The sequence below is a fragment of the Microbulbifer magnicolonia genome, from assembly GCF_035117725.1.
GTDB classification, from domain to species: domain Bacteria; phylum Pseudomonadota; class Gammaproteobacteria; order Pseudomonadales; family Cellvibrionaceae; genus Microbulbifer; species Microbulbifer magnicolonia.
Genome location: NZ_JAYEFD010000003.1, coordinates 37005 through 54626, shown reverse-complemented (window position 1 = coordinate 54626; position 17622 = coordinate 37005). Strand labels below are relative to the sequence as shown.

Below are 17622 nucleotides of genomic sequence, written 5' to 3'. Positions count from 1 at the left end.
TATAAAAATGGACAAGGGTATGAAAATTCTGGTGGTGGACGATTTCCCCACCATGCGCCGCATCGTTCGCAGCCTGTTGAAGGAGTTGGGCTTCACTAACGTGGAGGAGGCGGAGGACGGCCAGGAGGGGCTGTCCAAGCTCGCCGGCGGGGGCTTCGGGTTCGTGGTGTCGGACTGGAACATGCCCAACCTGAATGGCCTCGACATGCTCAAGCAGATTCGCGCCGATGAGTCCACCAAGGCCCTGCCGGTACTGATGGTCACTGCGGAGGCGAAGAAGGACAACATTGTGGCGGCCGCCCAGGCCGGTGCCAACGGCTATATTGTCAAGCCATTCACCGCCGCGACACTGGAAGAAAAACTTAACAAGATTTTCGAGAAGCTGGGAAAGTAGCCGCTCGGCATGAGGAGAAGTGACTATGAGTGGTGAGGCACGGCAACCGGCTGTCCCGGAAGGCGCTCACAACGACGACCTGATACAGCGCATCGGACAACTCACCCGCACGCTGCGCGAGAGTATGCGCGAATTGGGGTTGGACAAAGAAGTGGAGAAGGCCGCCAAGGCCATCCCCGACGCCCGCGCCCGGCTCAACTATGTGGCCTCGATGACCGAGCAGGCGGCGGAGCGGGCGCTCAATGCGGTGGACAGGGCCCAGCCGCTGCAGGGCGAGTTAGAGTCGCGCGCCGAGGCCCTCGACAAACAGTGGCAGGCCTGGTTCGAGAAGCCGATGGAGCTGGACGAGGCCCGCGAGCTGGTCAGGGACACCCGCAATTACCTGGAGTCGGTGCCGGCCATGGCCCGTGAGACCAGCAAGGAACTGCTGGAGATCATGATGGCCCAGGACTTCCAGGACCTGACCGGTCAGGTGATCAAGAAGATGATGGAGGTGATCCAGGATGTGGAGCATCAGCTGCTGCAGGTGCTGCTGGACAGCGTGCCCGAGGGCGAGGAGCGCGAGGCCCTCAAGCGGCGCCTGGAGGACGGCAGCGCCGCCGACAGCCGCAAGCGCGAGGAGGCATCCCTGATCAACGGACCACAGATCGACAGCGCGGGCGACGATGTCGTCAGCAGCCAGGACCAGGTGGATGATTTGCTCGATGAGCTTGGGTTCTAGGCGAGCGACTGGCGTGGACAGCAGGCAATGTGCAAGGCGCCGATGCCGGTGGCCATCGGGCAGATAGTTACCGGTCAGTTTTTTTCCGGATGGCCGCGGATAGCGGGGCCGCTCGAAGCCCCTGAACTGTCGGCACCCTGTTAAGACCCACCGAACCTCCGGGGGGCTTTTCCCGAAAAAGCCCCCGCAATCCCCTCTTAATTCTTCCTTTGGCCTCGACGGTCTTCGTTGACAATGGCCGGCACCCGAGCAACCGCCCCCGAGTGCGCCATGGCTGACGAGACCGAAGACCAGGAAAAGACAGAATCGGCCACGCCCAGGCGCGTGCAGAAAGCCCGCGAGGAGGGCCAGGTGGCCCGCTCCCGCGAGCTGGCCACGGTCATGCTGCTGGCCGGCGGTGTCGGCGGGCTCTGGGCGCTGGGGCCGACACTGTTCGGCCAGGTGGGCCTGGTCATGGAGCAGTCCCTCCTGTTCGAGCGCCGGCAGGCGTTCGATAGCATCGCAATGCTCGCGAGCGCCGCAGACTTGGGGGCGCGCACCCTCTTAGCGCTTGTGCCCCTGTTCCTGTTGCTGGCGGCGATCGCTCTGGTGGCCCCTAATCTGCTCGGCGGCTTCCTAATTTCCGCCAAGTCTATGAAGCCCCAGTTCTCGAAGCTCAATCCGATCAAGGGCCTCAAGCGGCAGTTCTCCTCCCAGGCGCTGGCGGAGCTGGCCAAGGCAATCGCCAAGTCGCTGTTGGTGGGGGGTGTGGTAGCCGCCTTCCTGATGGCCAGGCGCGGCGAGTTCATGGCGCTGCTGGACATGCCCCGGGAGCAGGCCCTGGTCGGCGCGCTGCAGCTGGCCGCCCAGGCCTGCGCGCTGATGGTGCTGTCCCTGGTGCTGGTGATACTGATCGACGTGCCATACCAGCTGTGGAGCCACGCCAAAAAACTGCGCATGAGCAAGGAAGAGATCCGGCGCGAGCACAAGGAGACCGAGGGCGACCCTCAACTCAAGGGCCGCATCCGCCAACAGCAGCAGGCTATGGCCCGCGGCCGCATGATGAGCAAGGTGCCCGAGGCGGATGTGATAGTCACCAACCCCACCCACTACGCCGTTGCCCTGCGCTACGACGAGTACAGCATGGCGGCGCCGCGGGTGGTGGCCAAGGGCGTCGATGCCGTGGCTGCGCGAATCCGCGAGCTGGGGGCGGAGAGTGGAGTGCCGCTGCTGGAGGCGCCGCCGCTGGCGCGTGCCCTCTACCGCCACGTGGATCTGGATCGGGAGATTCCCGGCCAGCTGTACACCGCCGTGGCCGAGGTGCTGGTGTGGGCCATGCACTTGCGCCGCGCCCGCAGCGGCGGCGGTGAGTTCCCCGAGACGCCGGCCGAGCTGCCGGTCCCTGAAGATTTGGAGGTAACCCCGTGAATCCGATGAGCCGGTACCTGGGCAAGGGTGGCCTCGGCAACACCGACAGCAAGTTGCTGGCGGGGCCGGTGCTGATACTGCTGATCATGGCGATGCTAATTCTGCCGCTGCCACCCTTCGCCCTCGACATGTTCTTCACTTTCAACATCGCCCTGTCGCTGATGGTACTGCTGGTCAGCATGTTCAGCCTGACTGCACTGGACTTCGCCGCCTTCCCCGCGGTGTTGTTGTTCACCACCCTGTTGCGCCTGGCCCTGAACGTGGCCTCCACGCGGGTGGTGCTGATGGAGGGCCACCAGGGCGGCGCCGCCGCCGGCAAGGTGATCGAGGCTTTCGGGCAGTTCCTGGTGGGGGGCAACTTCGCCGTGGGCCTGGTGGTCTTCCTGATCCTGGTGGTGATCAACTTCATGGTGATCACCAAGGGCGCCGGGCGCATCGCCGAGGTCGGTGCGCGCTTTATGCTCGACGCCATGCCCGGCAAGCAGATGGCCATTGACGCCGATCTCAACGCCGGCCTGATCGGCGAAGAGGCGGCGCGGGAGCGCCGCGCCGAGGTGGCCCGGGAGGCGGATTTCTATGGTTCCATGGACGGCGCCAGCAAGTTCGTGCGCGGCGACGCCGTAGCCGGCCTGGTGATCATGGCGGTGAATATCATCGGCGGCCTGCTGATCGGCACCATGCAGCATGACATGTCCTTCGCCGACGCGGCGCGCACCTATACCCTGCTGACCATCGGCGACGGTCTGGTGGCACAGATACCGGCGCTGGTGATCTCCACCGCCGCCGGCGTCACCGTATCCCGGGTCAACACCGACCAGGACGTTGGCCAGCAGATGATTGATCAGCTGCTCACCAATCCCAAGGTGCTCTACCTCGCCGCCGGCGTCATGGGCCTGCTGGGGCTGGTGCCGGGCATGCCCAATTTCATCTTCCTGCTGTTCACCGCCGCCCTGGGCGGCCTGGCCTGGCTGATCGGGCGGCGCAAGGACGACCGCCTGGCGGAGGAGCAGATGCAGGCGGAGGTGCCGACACAGCAGGAGGCCCCGGAGGCCACCTGGGATGACGTGGAGCTGATCGACACCCTCGGGCTGGAAGTGGGCCATCGCCTGATTCCTTTGGTGGATCAGCGCCAGCAGGGGGAACTGCTGGGACGCGTCAAGAGCGTGCGCAGGAAATTCGCCCGCGAGGTGGGCTTCCTGCCACCGGTGGTGCATATCCGCGACAACCTGGAGCTGGGTCCCAACAGCTATGTGGTGACCCTGAAGGGCGCCGAGGTGGGCCGCGGCGAGGCATTCCCGGGCAAGTGGCTGGCAATCAATCCCGGCCAGGTGACAGGGGAGCTGGCCGGTACTGCGACCGAGGACCCGGCTTTTGGCCTGCCGGCAGTGTGGATCGATGCGGAGCAGCGCGAACAGGCGCAGGTATACGGCTACACGGTGGTGGATGCCGGAACGGTGGTGGCCACTCATTTCAACCACCTGCTGCACCGCCACGCCGCCGAAATGCTCGGCCGCCAGGAGGTGCAGCAGCTGCTCGACAAGCTGGGCGGAGACAACAACAAGAGTCTGGTGGAGGAGGTAGTGCCGAAGGTGGTGTCGCTCACCGTGCTGCAGCGAATATTGCAGAACCTACTCGGCGAGGAAGTGCCCATCCGCGACATGCGCAGCATTCTCGACACGCTGGCCGACTGCGAGGGCCAGCAACAGGACGCCCACGAGCTTACCGCCCGGGTGCGCATCGCCCTGGGCCGCGCCATCACACATCAATGGTTCCCGGGTCGGGACGAGCTGCGGGTGATAGGACTGGACAGCCGGCTGGAGCAGGTTCTGGCCCAGGCCCTGGACGGCGGTGGCGCCCTGGAGCCGGGGCTGGCGGACACCCTGATGGCCCAGGCCGCGGCGGCCCTCGAACGCCAGGAGACCGCCGGCGAGCCGCCGGTACTGGTGGTGCCGCACGGCCTGCGCCCACTACTGGCGCACTTCCTGCGCCGGCGCCTGCGCCAGCTGGCGGTGGTTTCCCAGGCGGAGATTCCCGACGACCGCCACCTGCGCGTCACCAACTTGATTGGCGGTGCAGCCTGAGGTCCTGTCTTGGAGTCATCCAAGGTTCGGCCTCAGTTCCGCACGCTACTCAGCCCTAGGAGTACCGCGCAGATTCCAAACGGGCTCTAACGGCAAAAAAGCCGTCAACAAGGCCTTCTTTTCCCCGCTTACAAATTTCCCTCACCGCAAATAATGGATTGCGCCCGGTATCTGTTCTCACCGGGACCCGAGACACAAAAGGTGACAGCTCCAATGCGGGAGCAGGTAATGCCCGGGGAATCGAATGTATACCGCACAGGGAAAAATCAATCGGGATGCGTTGCTGGAGCAGCACCTGCCCGCGGTCCGGCGCCAGGCGCTGGTCCTGCAGGTGAAGCTGCCCTCCGGCGTAGACCTGGACGACCTGATCCAGGCCGGCACTCTGGGATTGCTGGACGCGTTGCAGCGCTTTGATCCCAATGCCGGCGCCAGTTTTTCCACTTTTGCCAGCCAGCGCATCCGTGGCGCCATGATCGACGAGTTGCGCACCCGCGACTGGCTGCCGCGTAGCGTGCGCCGAAGCGCGCGCGCGGTGGAGCAGCAGCTGTACAGGCTGGAACAGCGCTTAGGGCGCCCCGCCGGCGAGCGCGAAATCGCCGCCGAAATGGGCATGGAGCTGGAGGAGTACCGCCAGCTGCTCAACGACACCAACAATGGCCACCTGCTGCCCTATGAAGAGCTGGTGGCAGAGAGCGGCGAACCGGAGGCCGGCGCCGACGGCCCATTGTCGCCCTTCGCAGCCCTGCTGGACAGGGAGCAGCGCGAGCGGCTGGTGGAGGCGATCGAGGCCCTGCCCGAGCGGGAGAAACTGTTGATGGCGCTCTACTACCAGGAAGAGCTGAACCTGAAGGAAATTGGCGCAGTGCTCGGTGTCACCGAATCCCGTGTCTGTCAGTTGCACAGCCAGGCGGTCAAGCGGCTGCGGGCGAAGCTGGCGGCAGACTAGATACCCGGAACACGAGATTCCCCTGTAGGAGCCTGCTTGCAAGGGAAGGGGACGTTGCTCCGATCCATTCGTCTGCAAGCAGTCTCACATCAGGCTCTGATTACAGATCCAGACCGAACTCCACCGCGGCGCCAAGGGTATCGTTGGAAGATTTGATTGCCGCGAGATGCAGGTGCAGCACGTCGAAGGGCGAGAAACCGAGTCCGGCGCTCGCGGTGGCGTCGACCGTACCTTCCAGGTCGTGGCGGTAGCCCAGGCGCAGCTGCACCCAGTCCGCGACATCCAACTCAATACCCGCGCGCGCGAAGCGTGTCTCACCGCCACCGGGGAGTTCGCTGGCGGTGAGATCCAGGTCGACCAGGGCGGTCAGGGTCTCGCCGTTGTAGCCGGCACCTGCGCTCACCAGTGTGTCGGCGGAGACAAAGTTGCCGCCCACGGTTTCGTAGTCCCGCTCCACCAGGTTGCGCGCTGAGAGGCCGAAGCGGGCGTTGCGCCAGGCCAGTGCGACACCCAGGTCCAGGTTGTAGCCGCTGTCCTCGGTCGTGTAGGTGTCTGCATCGAAGTCGTCGACATCGTAGTCGCTCGCGGTGGCAGTGTACTCGATGGTCTCGACTTGCAGGTGCCTGGGCGTGGCGCCCAGGGACAGTTGCCATTCCGGATTTCCGGTGGGAATGGTACGCGCCAGGGCCAGGCCCACTTCGCGGACCGCATAGCCGCGGGCGGTGGCGGTGGAGGTCAGCCGGTTTTCCAGGAAAGGCTCCAGCTGCAGGTTGTCCAGGTACTCGCGGTCCTCGTCGCTGTAGTCGAAAGTGGCGGAAACCAGCACATTCTGCCGCGAATAGAGCACCGCGCTGGCAAGCTCATTCGGTATCGCTATGCTGAACTGTGCGCCGAACTCACCGCCGAGACTTCCTTCGGACAGCTCGGTGAGCAGGGTGGAGATTTCCCGTACGTCATCTGCAGTGACCAGGGCGCCGTCGAGTTGGTTGAGGCGCTCCTGCAACTCGTCGCCGACGTCGAGGAAGTCTTCGCGCTCGTCGGCGATGGCGCCGATGTTCAGGAAACTGCCGAAGTCGTCGCCGTCGCGAAAATGGGTGGCATTGGCGGGGTTGAGGATGGCGCCGATGGTGTAGTCACCGCCGGCGATGCCGGCGCCACCCATGGCGCTGGCGCGGCCGCTGAACACCTCGGCAGCGGCAGTGCCCGACGCGAAAACCAGCGCCGAAGAAAGTGTGGCCAGTCGTTTTTTCATGGTTTCCTCACAGCGGATCAGCCGGACAGGCTGAAGTTGATGGGCATGATGAACTCGTAGGTCTGCAGGCCCAGCTCCGCAGGAATTGCGGGATAGGGATTGGCGCGTTCGATACTGCGCAGGGCTTCCCGGTTGAGGCTGGAATAGCGGGATTCCTCCAGCACCTGGATATCCTGCACCTGGCCTTTGGCATCGATAGTGACGCGCAGCTGCACCACCCCCTCCCATTTGCGCTCCTGTGCGCGCCTTGGGTAGTCGATGTACTTCGCGGTGTGGCGCTTCAAATCGGACATGTAGCGATCGAGGGAGTCGCTGGCAGCGCCGGCGTTCAGCGCTGCGGTGGACAGCGCCAGGGCGAGAAGGAAATTGAAGAGTTTCATGGTTTGGTTCCCCGGTGAATGTTTTTCCGGACGACAGATTTCCGGAGGTTTGAAGTTCTTGCATCCCTGCTGCGGCGCGCCGGCTGGTTGAACCAACCTGCCAATTTTTACTATCGGCGGAATTTAAACGGGCTTTAGCGGGCAATCTTTTATGGTTGGGTTGCAGGGTGCCGATCGGGGCCCTTTGGAGGGGGCGGAGTTCTCGCCGCCGCGAGCCGGACCCGCAAGTGGGCTCCAGCTTGTGATGGAGCGGCAAATACTCAGAAAGCGTATCTTGCGGAAAACTGCAGGCGCCGGAGCTCGCCTTCGTCGTCCGCAAGGGAAAGCTGCACATTCTCCAGATCTTTACTGGCGAGAATATATTCGCCGCCCAGAGTCATTCCGGCAGCTGGCGATTGGCGCTCGAAGATGGTGCCCGCCGGGCCGATAGAATCCACGCTCTGCGGCAGTGCACCCACATTGAAGAAAGTGGGCCAGGTCTGTCCCGCCAGATGCGCGACCTGCGCCTGCAACTCCTCAATACGCAGTTATAGTTCCCCCGTTATCGGCCTGGGCCGCGGCGAATTGGGGAGCCAGGTTCGCCATCGGAGCGGCCAAAAGGCATGCGGGAAGGCGCACCGGGCCGCTTTTATTCCCACTGAACATTATTAGATCTTTTAGTAGCTTAGCGGGCTTCGTTCCCGGAATTCATGGCCTGTTGCACCTGCCGGGCCCAGGCGGTGGCGTGGCGGTAGGCCGCCTCGTAATAGCGGGTGTCCTGCAGTATTTCCAGCTCGTCAAAGCGGCCCTGCTCATAGCGCTCCACTTCGCCGAGGATTTCACCCAGGCTGCCGCTGCGCTCGAGCAGGGCACTCTTGACCTCTTTGTTGAGGGGTACCTGCTTCATCAGCTCCGGCATGGCGATGTCCATCAGGGCATCCAGCTGTGATAGCAGGCCGACGATAAAGTGGTTGATGGTGTTGTCGCGCCCGGCGATTTCCGCCAGCACCTCGCACATGCGCCCGCGCACCAGCATGCTGCGGGTCAGGGCCTCCGGTTTGTCGCTCTCGCCCGCCACCAGGAAGAGGTTCGCCCAGCGCTTGATTTCCTCCAGGCCCATCAATCCTATGGCGTGGGACAGGGAGTTCACTTCCCGGCGCAGGCCCACGGCGGCGGAATTCACCACCTTCAGTATCCGGTAGGTGAGATTGGCATCCTTGAGGGCGATGGCCTCCAGGCGCAGCGGGGAGGCCTCCGGGCTGTGCAGTTCCGACAGGAGCTGCAGCAGTAGTATCTTGTTGCCGGTGATTTTCTTGCCCTTGACGGGTGACGGGGCACTGAGAAAGTCACCCTGGTAGTAGTCGAAACCCAGCTCCACGCAGCGCAGGAAACGCTCCCTGCTGTCGAGGTTGTCTGCGAGCATCTCCACGCCGTAGTCGCGCGACTTGTCCGCCGCACGGCGCAGCACCCCGTCGTCCTGGAGGCGGGTGTCCACCTTGACGATGTGCACCACGTCCAGCAGTACATCCAGTTCGGCGTCGTCCGGGTCGTAGTCGGCCAGGGCCAGGCGGTAGCCGCGCTGGGCGAGGTGACTCAGGCGCTCCACCCGGTCGGAGGTGAGCAGCATCCCCTCCGGTATTTCCAGGATGTAGTGATCCTTGGGGAGGTCCGGGAGCTCGGGCGCCATGATCACCTCGTCGGTTACCTTGAGGAAGCTGGGGACCCTCCGTACCCGCCCGGCCTGGAAAAGCTGGGTATAGGTGCCGAGGATGACCTGGCTGCTGGCTTCTATATCCGACAGGGTTGCCCTCTGGGACGGCTCCTCGCCCTGCAGGAGCAGCTCAAAGGCGGCCACCTCCTGGCCGCGGGAGTACACCGGCCGGCAGGCCAGGATCACGTCGAGCAGGTCGTCCTCGATGGCGTCTGGTATTCGTGTCACGCTTGTCGACTCTCCAATTGAGCAGAAGTAAAGAATAAATGGGGACGGACGCGGGGCGGGAGCCGGCGTTATGCTCGTGAGCTGAGGCGTCCGGCGCGGCCATGGGCGCGACCGTCGGGGCCGTAGAGGTCTCTGCCCGCCGCGTCCTGCAGGAAGTCCAGCAGGCGCCGGTTGTGTTCCACACGGATGTCGATCAGGGCGCCGTTGCCGCGATTGAGTTCCGCCGTCGCGCCGGCGCACTCGCGGAGGTCGCGCCACAGGGGCAGGCAGCCGGCATCAGCCGCGGCGCGCTCGTCGCCCGCGCGATTGTCGCTGTAACCCAGGCGACGCAACGCCTGGCGGCGCTGCTGTTCGAACTCTTCCAGTTCCGCCAACTGCTGGCGCTTTTGCTCGGCCAGCTGCGACAGTTGGGTGCCGTCCACCCTGCCTTTCAGCAGTAAATAGCGCTCTTCCAGCAGTAGTTCCCGCAACTGCTGCAGTCGCGCCATCTGTTTTTTCAGGGGGCCTGCCAGTGCCATTGGATTACGGTTCCAGCCGTTCGCGCAGGCTGTCTATCAGCCCATCAGCGATCTTGTCGACGCGTATTTCCAGGCGACCCTCGGCAATCGCCCGGCGCAGTTCCTCCACCCGGACGGAGTCGATGTCCTGGCTGGTGTCGGTGCCCGATTGACGCAGCCGGCTGACGTTGGCGGAGGTATCGGCGGCCCCGCCCTTGGTCGCGGCGGTCGCTTCGTCGCCGCGCTTGCCTTCGGGCAGCGCCTTCGCCGGCGCCAGCTGGGTAATGTTGTCGATCTTCAAAGGGAGTTCTCCGTCATTCTTCAGTGGCTATATCGGCGCACTTAAACGCTTCTTTAATTGCCACCCGTGAATCGGGTCACAAATTCAGAAGTGGACCTGCGCCCGCCCTGTGCCGCTCACCACTGCCGATACCAAACTCCTGTCCGGCAGCCGCACCCGCACACGTTCGCCCAGGGCCCCGTTCTCCAGGGCCACGCCCTCCCTGGCAATGCGAAAGCCACGGCCGCGGGCCTCCAGGGTCACCGCTTGGCGCAATCGCACCAGGGGGAGCGGCCGCAGCAGGTGTTCCTGCAGCACCGTGCCGGCGCCCAGGGGACGGATGGTCACCTGGCCGAGTATCTGTTCGCGCTCCAGCACCGCGCCCCGGGGCAGGGCGCCCAGGTCGCCACGGGCCCGGCGCAGCATGTTTTCATCTACCGGGGTACCGGCCGCTATGGGGCGGGCGCTCACCCAGTAGTTGCCGATCATCGACACCCGCGCCTGCAGGTAGCGTACCCGGTCCTCTTTGCCGCAACGCACGCCCACGGTGAGCCGCCCGCGGAGTTTCTGCCCGCTGCCGGGAAGGAAAGGTCTCGGCTGTTCGCATCGCGGCATTTGTGCGGCAGTCGGGTGCACTTCAATCTGTACTTCGCCGCCCAGGCCCAGGCTGCGCTGGTGGAGAAATTTGCGCACGGCCTCGGCCGCCGGGTCTGCTGCCGCGATGGCAGAGAGGGCGGGTGCGGCCAGCAGCAGGGCCACCAGTGGCTTGCGGAGTGTCTTCATCGATACGGTCGCCGTTTGCCGGAAATCCAGCTAGGGACGGTTCACGCTACATTCGATGGCTCCGTCCCCTCGGGTTGAGTCCCAAAACGCGGCTGTCGAATCTAGTGTGAACGGGCCCTGCCCTTTGCTGGGGATTCTAAGTGGCGTGCCGAGGGGCGAAGAGCGGAATTAGGGCCAAAACCTGGACCTGTTTGTCCCTTTGGCGTCGCGCCGACCGCTGTAGCCTCCATCCTGACCAAGTAGGACTACGGGAATTCCGGCATGATCGACCGACTCGCCGCCACCCTGAACTTCGATCGGGAGGCGCTCAACCTGCGCCACGAACGCCAAGAAGTGCTGGCCGGCAATATCGCCAACGCGGACACGCCCAATTACAAGGCCCGCGACTTCGACTTTTCCCGCGAGCTGGCCCGCGCCGTTAAAAAAGGCGGTGCGGAGGGCGGGCTGGCGCTAAGCACCACCTCGTCGCGGCATTTGGCCGCCGGCGGCTCAGGGGCAGGTTCATTGGACCTGCTCTACCGGGTGCCCGACCAGCCGAGCCTGGACGGCAACACCGTGAACATGGACGTGGAGCGCAGTCGCTTTGCGGACAATACGGTGCGCTACCAAGCGGCGCTGACCATTCTCAACGGCCGCATCCAGGGTCTCAAGTCGGCGATGCAGCCGGAGTAAGCGGAATAAAAAGAACAGGAGAGTCCCGTGTCCATGTTTTCGATTTTTGAGATCTCAGGCTCGGCCATGACCGCCCAGGCCCAGCGCATGAACGTGACCGCCAGCAACCTGGCCAACGCTGACAGCGTGGCGGGCCCCGACGGCCAGGCCTATCGGGCCAAACAGCTGGTATTCGAAGCCCTCGGGCGCGACGGTATCGGCGGCGTGGCGGTGAGCCGGGTGGTGGAGGATCCGTCGCCGCTGCGCCGCGAGTACCGACCGGAACACCCGCTGGCGGATGCCGAGGGCTACGTGCAGATGCCCAATGTGGAGCCGGTCGACGAGATGGTCAACATGATCTCCGCGTCCCGTTCCTACCAGGCCAATGTGGAGGTTATGAACACCGGCAAGCAGCTGATGATAAAGACGCTGACCCTGGGAGAACGCTGATGGCTGCTGCCAACGTGATCGACAGCGGGGTGCGCGACGCCGTGAATGCCACCGCCGGCGCTTCGGGCCGCAGCGGCGCCCTCGACCTGCAGGACAGTTTTATGACCCTGCTGGTGGCCCAGCTCAGAAATCAGGATCCGATGAATCCGATGGAGAACGCGGAGATGACCTCCCAGCTGGCGCAGATCAACACCGTCAGCGGTATCCAGAGCCTGAACGACACTCTGGAGGGCATCACCGGCCAGCTGGACGCCAGCCAGCTACTGCAGGCCACGGGCCTGATCGGCAAGGGGGTTCTGGTGCCCGGCGATAGGATCCTGGTGGGGGAGGAGGGGGTCACAACCCCCTTCGGTATAGAACTGCAGGAGGCGGCCGACGAGGTGCGCATCACCATCCGCGACGGCAGCGGCGAAGTGGTGCGCAGCTTTGAACCTTTCGCGCTGGACGCCGGCGTTGAGCCCTTCACCTGGGACGGCACCATGGATGACGGCACAACCGCGCCGGAGGGCGCCTACACGGTTTCCGTGGAGGCGCTCGCAAACGGCGAGCCGCAGGACAGCGTCCTGCTCAATTATGCCTTGGTCAAGGGCGTCAGCCTGAACGAGCAGGGCGCGCCGCTGCTGGACCTGGGCGGTGTTTCCGAACCTGTCGACCTGAGCGACATACGCCAGATTCTCTGACAAGCATTTTCTCTGAAAAGCATTTAAAGGAGTGAGCAATGGGATTTTCACAGGCACTCAGCGGCCTCAAAGCCGCCGCGATTAACCTGGATGTGGTAGGCAACAATATCGCCAACTCACAGACCGTCGGCTTCAAGGGTTCCGATGTGCAGTTCGCCGACGTCTACACCGGCGCCCTGGCCGGCCAGGGCACCCGGGTGGCGGGGGTACTGCAGGACTTCTCCAACGGCACCCTGGAGTCCACCGGCCGCAGCCGGGACCTGGGTATCAACGGTAGCGGTTTCTTCCGCTTCAGCCAGGGCGGCGAGGTGATGTATTCCCGCAACGGCCAGCTGACCCTGACCAAGGAGGGTTTTCTGCAGAATGCCCAGGGCGCGCGCCTGACCGGCTTCCCTGCCGGCGTCGGCACCGGAGGCCAGCCTGAGGTGCTGCAGGTGCCCGCCGGCGCCATGGGTGCCAACGCCACCACTGCCGTCGAGGCTACCTTCAATCTGGACGCGACTGTCGGCGCCATTGACCGCGCGGTGACCCCCTTTGACCCTGCCGACGCCGACAGCTACTCCTACGCCAACACAGGTACCGCCTACGATTCCCTGGGCGTGCAGCACACCATGACCACCTACTTTACCAAGACCGCCGACAACACCTGGGAGGTGCGTGTGGCCGTCGATGGGGTTGAGGACGCCGTCAACGTGGGCCAGCTGGTCTTCGATACCAACGGCAACCTGGACGGGGCGGCCAGCACCTTCCCCACCTACAGCTTCGTACCGGGCGGCGGCGCCGCCCCGATGAACTTCACCGTCGACTTCGATGACAGCACCCAGCGCGGTAACGACTTCGCGCTGGATTCCCTGAATCAGGACGGCTACGCCGCCGGTGCCCTGGTGGGCATCAGCTTCGATGAGCAAGGCAACATTATCGGCAACTACGCCAACGAGCAGAGCCAGGTGCTGGGCACGGTGGCCCTGGCCAACTTCCGCAATCCGGAGGGCCTGATTCCGGCGGGCGACAACGTCTGGGTGGAATCCGGCCGCTCCGGCCAGCCGCTGCTGGGCCTGGCGGGCACCGGCCAGTTCGGTTCCCTGGTGTCGGGTGCAGTGGAGGTGTCCAACGTGGACCTGACCCGGGAACTGGTGGACCTGATCGTGGCCCAGCGCAACTACCAGGCCAACACCCAGACCATCAAAGTGCAGGACGAGGTGCTGCAGAGTGCCGTGAACCTGCGCTAAGGACTGGGGGTGAAGGGCTCGTCGTGCGGGAGCTTTGAATGGGTCACCGGCGATGGGGCCTCGCAATGTGGATGCCCGCAGGTCCGCGTCCCCGACCTGCCGCTGGAACTGAAGATTTGAATAGGCATTGAAAGGAAAGGGAGCTGAACTTTGGATCGCATTCTCTACACCGCCATGAGCGGCGCCCGGCAGAGCATGGAGCAGCAGGCGGTGGTCAGTAACAATCTGGCCAATGCTTCTACCGCCGGCTTCCGTGCCCAGCTGCAGGCGCTGCGCGCGGTGCCGGTGCGGGGCGACGGCCTGCTGCCCACGCGCACCTCGGTGATGGCTTCGACGCCGGGGGCGGATTTCAGCGTCGGGCCAATGAACGCCACCGGGCGCGACCTGGACGTGGCCCTGCAGGGCGATGCCTGGCTGGCAGTGCAGGCGGCCGACGGCAGCGAAGCCTACACCCGTCGCGGCGACCTGCAGGTGGACGCCAATGGCATGCTCACAAGCGCCGGCCGCCCGGTGATTGGCGAGGGCGGACCCATTGTGGTGCCCCTGGGCGCGTCCCTGTCCATGGGCGCCGACGGGACCCTCGGCGCCATAGGCGCGGGCGAGGACCCGGAGGCATTGGTGCAGGTGGGCCGCCTGAAACTGGTGGATCCGGGCGAGATCCGACTGCAGCGCGGCGAGGACGGCCTCTTCCGCGCGCCGCTGGACGTCGAGGGCAATATCAACCCGCTGCCCCGGGCCGAAAACGCACGCCTGATCAGTGGCGCCCTGGAGGGCAGCAACGTCAACACCGTGGAATCCATGGTGGCGATGATTGACAACGCGCGGCGCTACGAGATGCAGATCAAGGTGATCGAGAGCGCCGACGAAAACGCCCGCAGGGCGGACAATCTTTTGTCGACAGATTAGGGCTTCCATCGGTCTCGCAGCGCGGCAGCTGCAAAACTGTGTCCGCACAACTCAGGGCCGATTGGCCCCAAGGGGAAAAACAATGATCAAATCACTGTGGACGGCCAAGACGGGCCTCGAGTCACAGCAGGTGAAGATGGACGTGATCGCCAACAACCTGGCCAACGTCAGCACCAACGGCTTCAAGAAATCCCGCGCCGTGTTCGAGGATTTGCTGTACCAGAACTTGCGCCAGCCGGGCGCGCAGAACGATATGCAGAATACCCTGCCCTCGGGCATGCAGGTGGGCAGTGGCGTGCGCCCGGTGGCCACCGAGCGGCTGCACACCAACGGCGGCCTGGAGAAAACCGGCAACTCCCGCGATCTGGCCATCAACGGCAAGGGCTTCTTCCAGGTGCGCCTGCCGGACGGCAGTGCTGCCTACACCCGCGACGGCAGCTTCCAACCGGATCAGAACGGCCAGATGGTGACCTCCAGCGGCTACCCCCTGGAGCCGGCGGTGATCATTCCGGAAAATGCCCTGTCGGTGACCATCGGCAAGGACGGCCTGGTGTCGGTCACCGAGCCCGGCTCCAGCCAGAGCGTGGAGGTGGGCCAGATCACCCTGTCCACCTTCGTCAACCCGGCGGGCCTGCAGAGCATCGGCGAGAACCTCTACCTGGAGACCGCCGCGTCCGGCATGCGCATCGAGAGCATGCCGGGTATGAACGGCGCCGGTAGCCTCTATCAGTCTTATGTGGAGACCTCCAACGTCAACGTGGTGGAGGAGATGGTCAGCATGATCCAGACCCAGCGTGCCTACGAGATCAACAGCAAGGCGGTGCAGGCATCTGACGAGATGCTTTCGCGCCTGGCACAGCTGTAATCGGGCCGGGGTCATGTTTTTCGCATTGGGAAAACCCCTGGCAGTGGCCCTGCTCCTGCTGGTGGCCGGCTGTGCACAGTTGCCGCGCTCCTCGGTGGTGAGTCAGGAGGAATGGGTATCCATACCCCTGCCGCCACCGGCGCGGGCCGACGGCGCCATCTACCAGCCAGAACGCGGCTACCGGCCGCTGTTCGAGGACCGCCGCCCGCGCATGGCCGGCGATCTGCTGACGATTGTGTTCAACGAGCAGGTAAGCGCTTCCAAGCGTTCGGACAGCAATGCCAACCGCAGCGGCGCTGCCTCCCTGACCGCCACCGTGGTGCCGGACGGTCTCGAGAGCCTGATGGACTACGGCTTTGACATAGAGGGCAGCAATGACTTTGAGGGGGGTGGCGGCGCCAGCGCGAGGAACACCTTTACCGGCACCATGACAGTGACGGTGTTGGAGGTGCTGCCCAACAGCAATCTGAGGGTGCGCGGCGAGAAGCAGATACTGATCAATCAGGGGACAGAGTACATCCGCTTCTCCGGCATCATCGATCCGCGCGAGATCTCCGGCGCCAACACGGTGCGCTCCACCCAGGTGGCCGAGGCGCGGATCGAGTACGTCGGCGACGGCTATATCGATGAGGCCCAGCATATGGGCTGGCTGCAGCGCCTGTTCCTGAACCTTTCCCCTTTCTGAGCCCCCTTCCGACGGTCATCGAAGATGAGAATTCCTATTCCCTACTGGACACTGTTGCTGCTGGCTCTGCTCGGCGCCACTGCGCGCGCCGAGCCGCTGCGCGAGTTGGCGGACTTCGCCGGCGTGCGCGACAACCTGCTGGTGGGCTACGGACTGGTCGTGGGCCTGGACGGCAGCGGCGACCAGACGATGCAGACCCCATTCACCACGCAGAGTCTCACGAACATGTTCTCGCAACTGGGGATCACCATTCCCCAGGGCACCAACATGCAGCTGCGCAATGTCGCCGGGGTGATGGTAACCGCCGAGCTGCCGCCCTTCGCGCGGCCAGGCCAGCGTATCGACGTGGTGGTGTCCTCCATCGGCAACGCCCGCAGCCTGCGCGGCGGCACCCTGCTGATGACGCCGTTGAAGGGCATGGACGGCCTCACTTACGCCGTCGGCCAAGGTAACCTGCTGGTGGGCGGCGCCGGCGCCGAGGCCGGCGGCTCCAGTGTGCAGATCAACCAGCAGGCCGGCGGCCGCATCCCCGGCGGCGCCCTGGTGGAGCGGCAGGTTCCCCTGGAGTTGGGCGCCGGCGGTGGGTCGCTGGAACTGCATCTGCGCGAGGCGGACTTTGGCACCGCGCGGCGCGTGGTGCTCGCCATCAACGCTGAGTTCGGCCTCCCGGTGGCCGAGGCCCTGGACGCCGGTGTCATTCGCCTGCACGGCCCCGCGGGTCACAACGATCGAGTCGACTTTATGGCCCGGGTGGAGAGCGTCCGGGTGACCCCGGTGGAGCCCCCGGCGCGGGTGGTGCTCAACGCCCGCAGCGGTTCGGTGGTGTTGAACGGCCGCGTCACCCTCGGCCCCGCTGCCGTGGCGCATGGCAACCTGTCAGTGGTGATAGACACCCAATTCGGCGTCAGCCAGCCGGCGCCCTTCGGCGACGGGCGGACGGTGGTGGTGCCGGACAGCGATATTACCGTGCGCCAGCAGATGGGCGCGCTGCAATTCGTAGAGGGGGCCGATCTGATGGAAGTGGTGGACGCCCTCAACGCCCTCGGCGCCACGCCCCAGGACCTGATGTCCATCCTCGAGGCTCTCAAGGCGGCTGGCTCACTGCGTGCGGAACTGGAGATACTGTGATGGACAGGACGACCATGAGCGGAAATTTCGCCCTGGATATGCAGGGCCTGGAGCGGCTCAAGAATGGGGCCGCCGCGGACCCGCAGAAAAACCTGCGCGCCGCCGCAGAGCAGTTCGAGGCGCTGTTCCTGCAACAGCTGATGAAGAGCATGCGCGAGGCCACGCCCCGCGCCGGTCTCCTCGACAATTCCGATATACGCTTTTACGAATCCCTGCACGACCAGCAGCTGTCCCAGCACATGTCCGGGCGGGGGCTGGGCCTGGCGGAGCAGCTGGTCAGCCAGCTATCGGCGGCGGGACCTGCCCGAGCGCCACGCGCTGCAGGTCACGACACGGGTGACTGATTAAAAAGTCCGGCCGGGGCTCAAG

21 protein-coding genes are annotated in these 17622 nt (G+C 64.7%); 14 read left to right on the top strand and 7 right to left on the bottom strand.

Annotated elements, in window-relative coordinates; genetic code table 11:
* Positions 1-7 precede the first annotated feature (7 nt).
* The 5 genes from cheY (at position 8) to RRF64_RS15140 (ending at position 5549) form a co-directional block, all read left to right on the top strand.
* Positions 8-394, top strand: a complete 387-nt coding sequence (cheY, locus tag RRF64_RS15160) for a chemotaxis response regulator CheY (RefSeq protein WP_323846756.1) — start codon at positions 8-10, stop codon at positions 392-394.
* 25 nt (positions 395-419) lie between these two features.
* Complete coding sequence (gene cheZ / locus RRF64_RS15155) at positions 420-1115, top strand: protein phosphatase CheZ (protein WP_323846755.1); 696 nt, start codon at positions 420-422, stop codon at positions 1113-1115.
* Positions 1116-1385: 270 nt separating this feature from the next.
* Positions 1386-2522, top strand: a complete 1137-nt coding sequence (gene flhB, locus RRF64_RS15150; RefSeq protein ID WP_323846754.1) for a flagellar biosynthesis protein FlhB — start codon at positions 1386-1388, stop codon at positions 2520-2522.
* A 5-nt stretch (positions 2523-2527) separates the two neighbouring features.
* A complete protein-coding gene (gene flhA / locus RRF64_RS15145) occupies positions 2528-4603 on the top strand; it encodes a flagellar biosynthesis protein FlhA (protein WP_323846971.1) in 2076 nt (691 codons plus the stop codon).
* Between the two features lie 244 nt (positions 4604-4847).
* Positions 4848-5549 (top strand): RNA polymerase sigma factor FliA, encoded by a 702-nt coding sequence (locus RRF64_RS15140; RefSeq protein WP_323846753.1) that lies wholly within the window; start codon positions 4848-4850, stop codon positions 5547-5549.
* Positions 5550-5649: 100 nt separating this feature from the next.
* On the opposite strand, the gene traF is transcribed toward RRF64_RS15140, so the two are convergent.
* The 7 genes from traF to flgA all read right to left on the bottom strand — a co-directional run bounded on the left by traF (position 5650) and on the right by flgA (position 10659).
* The gene (gene traF, locus RRF64_RS15135; RefSeq protein ID WP_323846752.1) at positions 5650-6801 is read right to left on the bottom strand and encodes a conjugal transfer protein TraF; all 1152 of its coding nucleotides are present in this window, start codon (positions 6799-6801) and stop codon (positions 5650-5652) included.
* A gap of 17 nt (positions 6802-6818) precedes the next feature.
* Entirely contained in the window at positions 6819-7181 is a 363-nt protein-coding gene (locus RRF64_RS15130) for an energy transducer TonB (protein ID WP_323846751.1), read from the bottom strand.
* Positions 7182-7441: 260 nt separating this feature from the next.
* Positions 7442-7693 carry a hypothetical protein gene (locus RRF64_RS15125; RefSeq protein WP_323846750.1) on the bottom strand — a complete coding sequence of 84 codons (252 nt, stop codon included), beginning with the start codon at positions 7691-7693 and terminating at the stop codon, positions 7442-7444.
* A gap of 152 nt (positions 7694-7845) precedes the next feature.
* Complete coding sequence (locus RRF64_RS15120) at positions 7846-9099, bottom strand: EAL and HDOD domain-containing protein (RefSeq protein WP_323846749.1); 1254 nt, start codon at positions 9097-9099, stop codon at positions 7846-7848.
* A 68-nt stretch (positions 9100-9167) separates the two neighbouring features.
* Complete coding sequence (locus RRF64_RS15115; RefSeq protein WP_323846748.1) at positions 9168-9617, bottom strand: flagella synthesis protein FlgN; 450 nt, start codon at positions 9615-9617, stop codon at positions 9168-9170.
* 4 nt (positions 9618-9621) lie between these two features.
* Positions 9622-9897, bottom strand: coding sequence for a flagellar biosynthesis anti-sigma factor FlgM (gene flgM, locus RRF64_RS15110; RefSeq protein ID WP_323846747.1), 276 nt, complete (start codon positions 9895-9897; stop codon positions 9622-9624).
* A gap of 84 nt (positions 9898-9981) precedes the next feature.
* Positions 9982-10659 carry a flagellar basal body P-ring formation chaperone FlgA gene (flgA, locus tag RRF64_RS15105; protein ID WP_323846746.1) on the bottom strand — a complete coding sequence of 226 codons (678 nt, stop codon included), beginning with the start codon at positions 10657-10659 and terminating at the stop codon, positions 9982-9984.
* A gap of 261 nt (positions 10660-10920) precedes the next feature.
* Here flgA and flgB point away from each other — a divergent pair, with 261 nt between their 5' ends.
* From flgB to RRF64_RS15060, 9 genes are all read left to right on the top strand, one after another.
* Positions 10921-11331, top strand: coding sequence for a flagellar basal body rod protein FlgB (gene flgB, locus RRF64_RS15100; protein WP_323846745.1), 411 nt, complete (start codon positions 10921-10923; stop codon positions 11329-11331).
* A 33-nt stretch (positions 11332-11364) separates the two neighbouring features.
* On the top strand, positions 11365-11760 hold the full coding sequence (flgC, locus tag RRF64_RS15095) for a flagellar basal body rod protein FlgC (protein WP_479691300.1): 396 nt from the start codon (positions 11365-11367) through the stop codon (positions 11758-11760).
* A complete protein-coding gene (flgD, locus tag RRF64_RS15090) occupies positions 11760-12440 on the top strand; it encodes a flagellar hook assembly protein FlgD (protein ID WP_323846743.1) in 681 nt (226 codons plus the stop codon). The genes flgC and flgD overlap by 1 nt, the downstream gene beginning before the upstream one ends.
* A gap of 38 nt (positions 12441-12478) precedes the next feature.
* On the top strand, positions 12479-13669 hold the full coding sequence (flgE, locus tag RRF64_RS15085; protein ID WP_323846742.1) for a flagellar hook protein FlgE: 1191 nt from the start codon (positions 12479-12481) through the stop codon (positions 13667-13669).
* 150 nt (positions 13670-13819) lie between these two features.
* Entirely contained in the window at positions 13820-14575 is a 756-nt protein-coding gene (locus RRF64_RS15080) for a flagellar basal body rod protein FlgF (protein WP_323846741.1), read from the top strand.
* Between the two features lie 82 nt (positions 14576-14657).
* The gene (flgG, locus tag RRF64_RS15075; RefSeq protein WP_323846740.1) at positions 14658-15440 is read left to right on the top strand and encodes a flagellar basal-body rod protein FlgG; all 783 of its coding nucleotides are present in this window, start codon (positions 14658-14660) and stop codon (positions 15438-15440) included.
* Between the two features lie 43 nt (positions 15441-15483).
* Positions 15484-16125, top strand: coding sequence for a flagellar basal body L-ring protein FlgH (locus tag RRF64_RS15070; protein WP_323846739.1), 642 nt, complete (start codon positions 15484-15486; stop codon positions 16123-16125).
* Between the two features lie 24 nt (positions 16126-16149).
* Positions 16150-17253: a flagellar basal body P-ring protein FlgI gene (locus tag RRF64_RS15065; protein ID WP_323846738.1), complete on the top strand. Its 1104-nt coding sequence runs from the start codon at positions 16150-16152 to the stop codon at positions 17251-17253.
* The gene (locus tag RRF64_RS15060; protein WP_323846970.1) at positions 17253-17597 is read left to right on the top strand and encodes a rod-binding protein; all 345 of its coding nucleotides are present in this window, start codon (positions 17253-17255) and stop codon (positions 17595-17597) included. Before RRF64_RS15065 ends, RRF64_RS15060 begins: the two co-directional genes overlap by 1 nt.
* The last annotated feature ends 25 nt before the right edge of the window (positions 17598-17622 follow it).

What these genes read in the sequence shown, in the direction of transcription:
- cheY (WP_323846756.1), top strand. Translation starts at nt 8, where the DNA reads ATGGACAAGGGTATGAAAATTCTGGTGGTGGACGATTTCCCCACCATG.
- cheZ (WP_323846755.1), top strand. Translation starts at nt 420, where the DNA reads ATGAGTGGTGAGGCACGGCAACCGGCTGTCCCGGAAGGCGCTCACAAC.
- flhB (WP_323846754.1), top strand. Translation starts at nt 1,386, where the DNA reads ATGGCTGACGAGACCGAAGACCAGGAAAAGACAGAATCGGCCACGCCC.
- flhA (WP_323846971.1), top strand. Translation starts at nt 2,528, where the DNA reads ATGAGCCGGTACCTGGGCAAGGGTGGCCTCGGCAACACCGACAGCAAG.
- RRF64_RS15140 (WP_323846753.1), top strand. Translation starts at nt 4,848, where the DNA reads ATGTATACCGCACAGGGAAAAATCAATCGGGATGCGTTGCTGGAGCAG.
- traF (WP_323846752.1), bottom strand. Translation starts at nt 6,801, where the DNA reads ATGAAAAAACGACTGGCCACACTTTCTTCGGCGCTGGTTTTCGCGTCG.
- RRF64_RS15130 (WP_323846751.1), bottom strand. Translation starts at nt 7,181, where the DNA reads ATGAAACTCTTCAATTTCCTTCTCGCCCTGGCGCTGTCCACCGCAGCG.
- RRF64_RS15115 (WP_323846748.1), bottom strand. Translation starts at nt 9,617, where the DNA reads ATGGCACTGGCAGGCCCCCTGAAAAAACAGATGGCGCGACTGCAGCAG.
- flgA (WP_323846746.1), bottom strand. Translation starts at nt 10,659, where the DNA reads ATGAAGACACTCCGCAAGCCACTGGTGGCCCTGCTGCTGGCCGCACCC.
- flgB (WP_323846745.1), top strand. Translation starts at nt 10,921, where the DNA reads ATGATCGACCGACTCGCCGCCACCCTGAACTTCGATCGGGAGGCGCTC.
- flgC (WP_479691300.1), top strand. Translation starts at nt 11,365, where the DNA reads ATGTTTTCGATTTTTGAGATCTCAGGCTCGGCCATGACCGCCCAGGCC.
- flgD (WP_323846743.1), top strand. Translation starts at nt 11,760, where the DNA reads ATGGCTGCTGCCAACGTGATCGACAGCGGGGTGCGCGACGCCGTGAAT.
- flgE (WP_323846742.1), top strand. Translation starts at nt 12,479, where the DNA reads ATGGGATTTTCACAGGCACTCAGCGGCCTCAAAGCCGCCGCGATTAAC.
- flgG (WP_323846740.1), top strand. Translation starts at nt 14,658, where the DNA reads ATGATCAAATCACTGTGGACGGCCAAGACGGGCCTCGAGTCACAGCAG.
- RRF64_RS15065 (WP_323846738.1), top strand. Translation starts at nt 16,150, where the DNA reads ATGAGAATTCCTATTCCCTACTGGACACTGTTGCTGCTGGCTCTGCTC.
- RRF64_RS15060 (WP_323846970.1), top strand. Translation starts at nt 17,253, where the DNA reads ATGGACAGGACGACCATGAGCGGAAATTTCGCCCTGGATATGCAGGGC.